Origin of the sequence: Nocardioides sp. (assembly GCF_050699375.1) — a bacterium.
Lineage (GTDB): Bacteria > Actinomycetota > Actinomycetes > Propionibacteriales > Nocardioidaceae > Nocardioides.
Genome location: NZ_JBOHDN010000081.1, coordinates 19,954 through 29,368, shown reverse-complemented (window position 1 = coordinate 29,368; position 9,415 = coordinate 19,954). Strand labels below are relative to the sequence as shown.

Sequence of the window (9,415 nt, the reverse complement as noted above, 5' to 3'; positions counted from 1 at the left end):
CTGGCCGACCTCGAGGGAGCGCCCGTCATGGTCGCCGACAAGAAGATCGCCTGGCCCTCGCAGCTCTCCGTCGGCGCCGACGGCCAGGGCAACTCGCTCGACCACATCCGCCACATCATGGGCGAGTCGATGGAGGCCCTCATCCACCACTTCAAGCTGGTGACCGAGGGCTTCCGGGTGCCTGCCGGCCAGGCGTACGTCGCGCTCGAGTCGCCGCGTGGCGAGCTCGGCGCCCACGTGGTCAGCGATGGCGGCACCAAGCCCTACCGGGTCCACTTCCGGGACCCGTCGTTCACGAACCTGCAGGCCACGAGCGTGATGTCCGAGGGCGGCATGGTCGCCGACGTGATCGTCGCGATCGCGTCCATCGACCCGGTTATGGGAGGCGTCGACCGATGACGTTGGCGGATGAGACCTACGACGAGCTGCGCGAGATCGCGGCTCGCTATCCCCAGGCCCGCTCCGGGCTGCTGCCGATGCTCCACCTGGTGCAGTCGGTCGAGGGCCGGGTCACGCCCGAGGGGATCCACGCCTGCGCCGAGGTCCTGGGGCTGACCCCCGCCGAGGTCAGCGGTGTCGCGACGTTCTACACGATGTACAAACGGCATCCGGTCGGCACCCACCACGTCGGCGTCTGCACGAACACGCTGTGCGCGGTCATGGGCGGTGACGAGATCTTCGCCTGCCTGCGCGAGAAGCTCGAGGTCGGCAACGACGAGACCACCGCCGACGGCGCGATCACGCTCGAGCACATCGAGTGCAATGCGGCCTGCGACTACGCGCCGGTGGTGATGGTCAACTGGGAGTTCTTCGACGACCAGACCCCCGAGTCGGCCTCGAAGCTCGTCGACGACCTGAGCGCGGGGCGTGAGGTCGTGGCCTCCCGCGGCGCGCGGATCACGAGCTGGCGCGAGGCCGAGCGTGTACTCGCCGGCTTCGAGGACGGGCTGGTCGACGAAGGACCCGCCTCTGGTGCGGCCTCTCAGGTCGGCCTGAAGCTGGCCGCCGAGAACGAGTGGAAGGCCCCCGAGGCATGACCGACGCAAAGCCGTCGAGCCGGCTCATCCTGACCCAAATCCGGGCCGAGTCGGCTCGTTCTAACGAGCCGACTCGGCAGGGAACTCGGTCAGTTTGCGCCGACTCGGCGCGGGAGGGGCAGGCATGACGGACACATTGACGCCGGTGCTGACGGCCAACTGGGGTGACGAGCGGGCCTGGACGCTGCCCGCCTACGCCGCGACCGGGGGTTACGACGCGCTCGATGTCGCGCTCGGGATGGCTCCCGAGGACGTACAGACGGCGGTCAAGGACTCCGGGCTCCGCGGCCGCGGTGGCGCGGGCTTCCCGACCGGGGTGAAGTGGGGCTTCCTGCCTGCGCCCGACCCGGAGAACCCCAAGCCGCGCTACCTGGTGGTCAACGCCGACGAGTCCGAGCCGGGCACGTGCAAGGACATCCCGCTCATGATGGCGAGTCCGCACACCCTGGTCGAGGGCGTGATCATCTCCTCCTACGCGATCCGCGCGGAGACAGCCTTCATCTACGTACGCGGCGAGGTGCTGCACGTGATCCGGCGGCTCCAGGCCGCTGTCCGCGAGGCGTACGCCGCGGGCCACCTCGGCAAGAACATCCACGGCTCCGGCTACGACCTCGATCTGGTCGTGCACGCGGGCGCCGGCGCCTACATCTGTGGTGAGGAGACCGCGCTCCTCGACTCGCTCGAGGGTCGCCGGGGCCAGCCCAGGCTCCGTCCGCCGTTCCCCGCCGTGGCCGGCCTCTACGCGAGCCCGACCGTGATCAACAACGCCGAGTCGATCGCCTCGGTGCCGGCGATCGTGAAGAACGGCGCGGACTGGTTCGCCGGCATGGGCACCGAGAAGTCGGCCGGCTTCGGCATCTTCTCGCTCTCCGGTCACGTCCAGAAGCCGGGCCAGTACGAAGCTCCCCTCGGCATCACGCTGCGCAAGCTGATCGAGCTGGCCGGCGGCGTACGCGAAGGTCACGAGCTGAAGTTCTGGACCCCGGGAGGCTCCTCGACCCCGTTGTTCACCCAGGAGCACCTGGACGTGGCCCTCGACTTCGAAGGGGTGCAGGCGGCCGGCTCGATGCTCGGCACCCGCGCGCTGCAGATCTTCGACGACTCCGTCTGCGTGGTGCGTGCGGTGCTGCGGTGGACCGAGTTCTACAAGCACGAGTCCTGCGGCAAGTGCACCCCGTGCCGTGAGGGCACCTGGTGGCTGGTGCAGGTGCTGGAGCGGCTGGAGAAGGGCGACGGCGTCCCGGAGGACCTCGACCTGCTGCTCGACCAGTGCGACAACATCCTCGGCCGCTCGTTCTGCGCGCTGGGTGATGGCGCGACGAGCCCGATCACGAGCTCGATCAAGTACTTCCGGGACGAGTACCTGGCCCATCTCGAGCAGGGTGGCTGTCCCTTCGACGCCAAGAAGTCGACCGCATGGGCGGAGGCAGTGCAGTGACTGATGTGACCGTCAAGATCGACGGACATGAGGTGATGGTGCCCGAGGGCACCTTGGTGATCAGGGCCGCCGAGCAGGTTGGGATCGAGATCCCGCGCTTCTGCGACCACCCGCTGCTCGCGCCGGTGGGCGCCTGTCGGCAGTGCCTGGTCGACATCCCCGATGCCGGAAACGGCCGTGGTTTCCCGAAGCCGCAGGCCTCCTGCACGATCCCGGTCGCCGAGGGCATGGTGGTGGAGACGCAGAACTCCACGGCCGTGAAGGCACAGCAGGGAATCATGGAGTTCCTGCTGGTCAACCACCCGTTGGACTGCCCGGTGTGCGACAAGGGCGGCGAGTGCCCCCTGCAGAACCAGGCGATGTCCCACGGGCAGGGCGAGACCCGGTTCGAGGGCACCAAGCGGACCTTCCCGAAGCCGATCAACCTCTCGCCCAACATCTTGTTGGACCGTGAGCGGTGCATCGTCTGTCAGCGCTGCACCCGCTTCGCCGAGGAGATCCCGGGAGACCCCGGGATCGCGCTGATCCAGCGTGGCGCACAGCAGCAGATCGGCATCGCCGAGGACAAGCCGTTCTCCTCCTACTTCTCCGGCAACGTCATCCAGATCTGCCCGGTCGGCGCGCTGACCTCGGACGACTACCGGTTCCGCGCCCGTCCCTTCGACCTGGTCTCGACGCCGAGCGTCGCCGAGCACGACGCCTGCGGCGCCGCGATCCGCATCGACCACCGCCGCGGCAAGGTCATGCGCCGGCTCTCCGGCAACGACCCGGAGGTCAACGAGGAGTGGATCTCCGACAAGGACCGATTCGGTTTCCGCTACGCGGTCCGTGACCGGCTCACCTCGCCGATGGTCCGTGAGGATGGCGAGCTCCGGCCGGCATCGTGGCTGGAGGCGATCGCGATGGCCGCCCAGGGTCTCGCCGGCGCCGGCTCGGCCGGCGTGCTGACCGGCGGCCGCCTGACGCTGGAGGACGCGAAGGCGTACGCCACCTTCGCCCGCGACACCCTGCGCACGCCCAACATCGACTTCCGTGCGCGTCCGGCGTCGGAGGAGGAGACCCGGTTCCTGCGCTCGCATGTGGCCGGGACCAGCGTCACCTATGCCGACCTCGCCGTCGCCGACCACGTCGTCCTGGCAGGTCTCGAGCCTGAGGACGAGGCCGGCACTCTCTTCCTGCGGCTCCGCAAGGCCCACCAGACCGGCCTGCGGATCACCACGCTGAGCGCGTACGCATCGGAGGGCTCGCGCAAGCTCGGAGCCGAGGTCGTCCTGACCGCTCCCGGTGCTGAGAAGGACGCGTTGTCGCAGGTCAGCGATGTCACCGAGGCTTCGGTGATCCTGGTCGGCGAGCGGCTGGCGACCAGCCCGGGTGCCCTCGACGCGGCCATCGAGCTGGCCGAGCGCACCGGCGCCATGCTCACCTGGGTCCCGCGACGTGCGGGTGACCGAGGAGCGGTCGAGGCCGATCTGCTCCCGGGTGAGGGTGGTCTCGATGCCGAGGCCATGGTCCGCGGCAACCTCGACGCCCTGCTCGTCGCGGGCGTCGACCCCGACGACACCGCCGACCCCGCCGCCTTCCTGGCAGCCCTGGACCGGGCCGGCTTCGTGGTCAGCCTCGAGCAGCGCGTCACCGCCGTGACCGAGCGGGCCGACGTCGTACTCCCCGTCGCCGCCTCCTCGGAGAAGGCCGGCACCTTCGTCACCTGGGAGGGCCGCAGGCGCCCGTTCGAGAAAGTCTTCGACCGGCAGGCCACCTACTCCGACGCCGAGGTCCTCGGCCACCTCACCCGCGAGTTCGACTCCGCCCCCGAGAAGTCAGTCTCTGACCGCGAGAAGTCAGTCTCTGACCGCGAGAAGTCAGTTTCTGACGACGAGAGGTCAGCTTCTGACAGCGAGATCGACCTCTCGGCGTCAAAGGCCGACGTGTCGGGGTACAAGGTTTCGACCTGGCATCTCATGCTGGACAACGGCACGCTGCAGGGTGGGGACAAGTCGCTGGCGGCGACCGCCCGTCCTGCCGTCGTACGCATCCCGGCAGAGCTCCACGAGGAGATCGGCGATGTCGTGACGATCACCGGTGACCGGGGCAGCTGGACGCTGCCGGCGCTGCCGGCGGAGCTGGCGGAGAAGACCATCTGGGTGCCGACGAGCTCGTTCGGGCGCGGCGTATGGGCCGATCTGGCCTCACCGGGTTCGACCGTGAGCGTGGAGGGGGCCAAGTGAACGGCCTGGAGCAGTTCGGCCAGGACCCCTGGTGGATCGTCGCGATCAAGGTCCTGCTCGTCTTCGTGGTCTGCGTCGTGCTGACGCTGTTCAACATCTGGTGGGAGCGCAAGGTCGTCGCCCGGATGCAGCACCGCATCGGCCCCAACCGGCACGGGCCGTTCGGCCTCCTGCAGAGCCTCGCCGACGGCGTGAAGCTCGCGCTCAAGGAGGACCTGACCCCGGCGAAGGCCGACAAGGTCGTCTTCATCTCCGCGCCGATCCTGGCCTGTGTCCCGGCGTTCGTGACGTTCTCGGTGATCCCGTTCGGGCCGGAGGTCAACCTCTTCGGAGTCCAGACGCCGTTGCAGCTGACCGACCTGCCGGTCGCGGTCCTGTTCGTGATGGCGATCGCCAGCATCGGCATCTACGGCATCGTCCTCGGTGGCTGGGCGTCCGGCTCGACGTACTCCCTCCTGGGTGGTCTCCGGAGCAGCGCCCAGATGATCTCCTACGAGGTCTCGATGGGCCTCGCGCTCGTCACCGTCTTCCTGATGGCCGGCAGCCTGTCCACGAGCCAGATCGTCGAGGCTCAGAAGGACTGGTGGTTCGGCGCGCTGCTGCTGCCGAGCTTCCTGATCTACTGCATCTCGATGGTCGGCGAGACCAACCGCGCACCGTTCGACCTCGCTGAGGCCGAGGGCGAGCTGGTCGGTGGGTTCCACACCGAGTACTCCAGCCTGAAGTTCGCGCTGTTCTTCCTGGCCGAGTACATCAACATGGCCACCGTCAGCGCCCTGGCCACGACGCTGTTCCTCGGCGGCTGGCGGGCCCCGCTCGGCCTCGGCACCCTCTGGCCCGGGGCCAACGAGGGCTACTGGCCGGTGCTGTGGTTCTTCCTGAAGATGTTCTTCTTCATCTGGATCTTCATCTGGCTGCGCGGGACGCTCCCGCGGATGCGCTACGACCAGTTCATGGCGCTCGGCTGGAAGGTCCTGCTGCCCGCCTCGTTGGCCTGGATCGTCGTCGTCGCGGTGATCAAGATGACCGCGATCCAGGGTGACTTCAGTCCCAACTGGTTCCTCTTCGGCTTCGGCCTGGCCGTCACCGTGGTGGTCGTGCTCGGGTTGCTCAACCGGCTTCCGGAGAAGGAGCCCCAGGTCACCACGCCGGCCGGCGGCTATCCCACGCCCACGCTGCCCCAGGGCGGGGCGGTGAGGGGCGCCGCACAGCCCTTGGTGTTCGGTCCGGGTGCTGTGATCCCGGCCCGCAACGGCGTACGCATTCTTCCCTCTCGTGAGGAGGCGCAGCAGTGAGCAACGACGACCGCTCGTTCAAGGAGCGTTTCTGGGACCCGGTCTCGGGTTTCGCGGTGACGTTCGGGACCCAGTTCAAGAAGCCCGTCACCGAGCAGTATCCGCAGCAGAAGGAGCCGACCGAGGAGCGCTTCCACGGCCGGCACCAGCTGAATCGGCACCCTGACGGCCTGGAGAAGTGCATCGGGTGCGAGCTGTGCGCCTGGGCCTGCCCCGCCGATGCGATCTACGTCGAGGGCGCCTCCAACACCGAGGAGGAGCGTTACTCGCCGGGGGAGCGCTATGGCCGCGTCTACCAGATCAACTACCTGCGTTGCATCCTGTGCGGGCTGTGCATCGAGGCCTGCCCGACCAGGGCGCTGACGATGACCAACGAGTACGAGCTCGCCGACACCTCGCGGGAGAGCCTGATCTACGAGAAGCAGGATCTGCTCGCGCCGCTCGAGGAGGGCATGGAAGCGCCCCCGCACCCGATGTTCCTGGGCAACGACGAGTCCTCCTACTACGCGCCGGAGCCCAAGGAGTCGGCCCGATGAGCTTTGTCATCCTCGCCTCGATCACGGTGATCGGGGCGTTGGGGCTGCTGTTCGCGCGCAAGCCCGTGCACGCGGCGCTGTCGCTGGCGGTGGTGATGGTCGGGCTGGCGATGATCTACGCGACGCTGGAGGCGCCGTTCCTGTTCGCGGTGCAGATCGTCGTCTACACCGGCGCGATCCTGATGCTGTTCCTCTTCGTGATCATGCTGGTCGGCGTCGACACCTCCGACACCCTGAAGGAGACGATCTCGGGCCAGAAGGTGCTCGCGTCCGTCCTCGGGGTCGGGCTGGGCGCGACGCTGATCGCGGGCGTCGGGCAGGCGAGCATCGCCACGATGCGCGGGCTGTCCAGTGCCAACGAGGGCGGCAACGTACAACGCCTGGCCGACCTGCTCTTCTCGCGCTACGTGGTCGCGTTCGAGGCGACCAGTGCACTGCTGATCACGGCGGCGATCGGCGCGATGGTGCTCGCGCACCGGGAGCGGATCGACCCGAAGCCGACCCAGACCGACCTCGCCCAGCAGCGGGTTCACGACTACGCGAAGAGCGGCAAGCACCTCGGCCCGCTGCCCCCACCAGGCACCTTCGCGCGCCACAACAGCAACGACACCCCGGCTCTGCTGCCGGACGGGTCGCACAGCGAGAAGTCGGTCCCGGCGATCCTCGCCGGCGGAGCCTCGACCAACGGTGAGGGAGATGACGAATGACAGACAACACCACGGCGTACGTCATCTTGTCGGCCATCCTCTTCACGATCGGCACCGTCGGCGTGCTGACCAGGCGAAACGCCATCGTCGTCTTCATGTGCGTCGAGCTGATGCTCAACGCGGCCAACCTGGCCCTGGTGGCGTTCAGCCGGATGCACGGCAACCTCGACGGGCAGGTGACCGCCTTCTTCGTGATGGTCGTCGCGGCCGCTGAGGTGGTCGTCGGGCTGGCGATCATCATGACCATCTTCCGCACCAGAAACACGGCTTCGGTCGACGAGCCAAGGATGCTCAAGTGGTAACTGCTGCACTTGCGAACCCCATCGAGGCAGACGGGGTCTTCTCACTGATCTGGCTGGTCATCGCGCTGCCCCTGGCCGGTGCGACCCTGATCCTGATCGGGCGGCCGCTCGCGCCCGCTCTCTTCGACCGGATCGGGCACTGGCTCGCCGTCGGGCTCGCGAGCGCCTCCTTCGTGCTCAGCGTCGTCCTCTTCGTCACCACGCTCGGCCGCGACGAGGAGAGCCGCCAGGTCGTCCAGCACCTCTACACCTGGTTCGACACCGGCGATCTGTCGGTGGGCTTCGACCTGCTCTACGACCCGCTCTCCAGCCTGTTCCTGCTGCTCATCACCGGTGTCGGCACGCTGATCCACATCTACTCGGTCGGCTACATGGCCGACGACGAGCGGCGCACCCGGTTCTTCGGCTACCTCAACCTGTTCCTCGCCGCGATGCTGATGCTGGTGCTGGCCGAGAACTACGTCGGCCTCTTCCTCGGCTGGGAGGGCGTCGGCCTGGCGTCCTACCTGCTGATCGGCTTCTGGCAGCACAAGCCCTCGGCGGCGGCCGCCGCCAAGAAGGCGTTCGTGATGAACCGGGTCGGCGACATGGGGCTGTCCCTGGCGATCGCGCTCTGCTTCGTCACCTTCGGGACGACGTCGTTCTCCGCGATCTCGATCGAGGACGCGTCGACCACCACCCTCAACTGGCTCGGCGTCCTGCTGCTCCTCGGCGCCTGCGGCAAGTCCGCCCAGGTGCCCCTGCAGGGCTGGCTGCTCGATGCGATGGAGGGCCCGACCCCGGTCTCGGCGCTGATCCACGCCGCCACGATGGTGACGGCCGGCGTCTACCTCATCGTCAGGTCGAGCGCGATCTTCGACGCCGCTGAGGCCGCCTCGACGGCCGTCGTGGTCGTCGCCCTGGTCACCATCATCTGGGGTGCCGCGGTGAGCTGTGTGAAGGACGACATCAAGAAGGTCCTGGCCGGCTCGACGATGAGCCAGATCGGCTACATGATGCTGGCCGCCGGCCTCGGCGGACCCGGCTACGCCTTCGCCATCTTCCACCTGCTGACCCACGGCTTCTTCAAGGCCAACATGTTCCTCGGCGCCGGGTCGCTGATGCACGGCATGAACGATGACGTGAACCTCAAGCACTACGGGGCCCTGAGCAGGGCGCTCCCGGTCACCTTCCTCACCTTCGCGATGGGCTACCTGGCGATCATCGGGTTCCCCGGCTTCGCCGGCTTCTGGTCCAAGGACAAGATCCTCGAGGTCGCCTTCGCCGAGAGCTGGGTGGTCGGCATCATCGCCCTCCTGGCCGCCGGCGTGACCGCGTTCTACATGACCCGCCTGATGATGCTCGCCTTCTTCGGGCGCAAGCGGTGGCCCGAGGGCGTACATCCACATGAGTCGCCTCGGATCATGACCGGCCCGCTCGTGGTCCTGGCTGCCCTCTCCGTCCTCGGCGGCGTCTTCGCGCTCGGCGGCTGGATCGAGCACTGGCTGGAGCCGGTCGTCGCGATCGGCCACGCGGAGCACCACGGCCCGCTCCCGGTCTGGGCGACGTCCGTGCTCGCGGTGCTCGTGGTGGCGATCGGAGTCGCGGCCGCCGGGTTCGTCTTCGGACGCCGCCCGACGACGACCGCGCCGACCCGCTACCTGCCCGTCCCGCACGTCGAGGACGTCGTGGTGCCGCCTGGGATGGCGCTCACCCGCGGCACCCTCGCGACCGACAAGTACGTCGTCGACGGCGTGATGAGCGGCGGCCCGATCGCGCTCGCCGCGATCGCCGGTGAGCTCCGCAAGGCACAGACGGGCTACGTACGCTCCTATGCCCTCTCCGTCCTCGGCGGCACGCTCCTCGTTGCCCTGGCCCTGATCGTGGTGAACTGAC

At 68.3% G+C, this 9,415-nt stretch carries 8 protein-coding genes and 1 pseudogene; all 9 read left to right on the top strand.

Features of this window, described 5'->3' with window-relative positions; genetic code table 11:
- A pseudogene (locus ACRDPS_RS05885) lies at nt 1-399 on the top strand (NADH dehydrogenase subunit D); the annotation flags it as partial.
- Nucleotides 396-1,037, top strand: coding sequence for an NADH-quinone oxidoreductase subunit NuoE (nuoE, locus tag ACRDPS_RS05880; RefSeq protein WP_431500696.1), 642 nt, complete (start codon nt 396-398; stop codon nt 1,035-1,037). The pseudogene ACRDPS_RS05885 and the gene nuoE, both read left to right, overlap by 4 nt.
- A 124-nt stretch (nt 1,038-1,161) precedes the next feature.
- On the top strand, nt 1,162-2,475 hold the full coding sequence (nuoF, locus tag ACRDPS_RS05875; protein ID WP_431500695.1) for an NADH-quinone oxidoreductase subunit NuoF: 1,314 nt from the start codon (nt 1,162-1,164) through the stop codon (nt 2,473-2,475).
- Entirely contained in the window at nt 2,454-4,700 is a 2,247-nt protein-coding gene (locus ACRDPS_RS05870) for an NADH-quinone oxidoreductase subunit G (RefSeq protein ID WP_431500694.1), read from the top strand. Before nuoF ends, ACRDPS_RS05870 begins: the two co-directional genes overlap by 22 nt.
- Nucleotides 4,697-5,995, top strand: a complete 1,299-nt coding sequence (gene nuoH, locus ACRDPS_RS05865) for an NADH-quinone oxidoreductase subunit NuoH (RefSeq protein WP_431500693.1) — start codon at nt 4,697-4,699, stop codon at nt 5,993-5,995. The genes ACRDPS_RS05870 and nuoH overlap by 4 nt, the downstream gene beginning before the upstream one ends.
- Complete coding sequence (gene nuoI / locus ACRDPS_RS05860; protein ID WP_431500692.1) at nt 5,992-6,531, top strand: NADH-quinone oxidoreductase subunit NuoI; 540 nt, start codon at nt 5,992-5,994, stop codon at nt 6,529-6,531. The genes nuoH and nuoI overlap by 4 nt, the downstream gene beginning before the upstream one ends.
- Nucleotides 6,528-7,238, top strand: a complete 711-nt coding sequence (locus ACRDPS_RS05855; protein WP_431500691.1) for an NADH-quinone oxidoreductase subunit J — start codon at nt 6,528-6,530, stop codon at nt 7,236-7,238. The genes nuoI and ACRDPS_RS05855 overlap by 4 nt, the downstream gene beginning before the upstream one ends.
- Nucleotides 7,235-7,540 (top strand): NADH-quinone oxidoreductase subunit NuoK, encoded by a 306-nt coding sequence (gene nuoK / locus ACRDPS_RS05850; RefSeq protein ID WP_431500690.1) that lies wholly within the window; start codon nt 7,235-7,237, stop codon nt 7,538-7,540. The genes ACRDPS_RS05855 and nuoK overlap by 4 nt, the downstream gene beginning before the upstream one ends.
- Nucleotides 7,534-9,414 carry an NADH-quinone oxidoreductase subunit L gene (nuoL, locus tag ACRDPS_RS05845; protein WP_431500689.1) on the top strand — a complete coding sequence of 627 codons (1,881 nt, stop codon included), beginning with the start codon at nt 7,534-7,536 and terminating at the stop codon, nt 9,412-9,414. Before nuoK ends, nuoL begins: the two co-directional genes overlap by 7 nt.
- Nucleotide 9,415: the final 1 nt, after the last annotated feature.

What these genes read in the sequence shown, in the direction of transcription:
- nuoF (WP_431500695.1), top strand. Translation starts at nt 1,162, where the DNA reads ATGACGGACACATTGACGCCGGTGCTGACGGCCAACTGGGGTGACGAG.
- ACRDPS_RS05870 (WP_431500694.1), top strand. Translation starts at nt 2,454, where the DNA reads ATGGGCGGAGGCAGTGCAGTGACTGATGTGACCGTCAAGATCGACGGA.
- nuoK (WP_431500690.1), top strand. Translation starts at nt 7,235, where the DNA reads ATGACAGACAACACCACGGCGTACGTCATCTTGTCGGCCATCCTCTTC.
- ACRDPS_RS05855 (WP_431500691.1), top strand. Translation starts at nt 6,528, where the DNA reads ATGAGCTTTGTCATCCTCGCCTCGATCACGGTGATCGGGGCGTTGGGG.
- nuoE (WP_431500696.1), top strand. Translation starts at nt 396, where the DNA reads ATGACGTTGGCGGATGAGACCTACGACGAGCTGCGCGAGATCGCGGCT.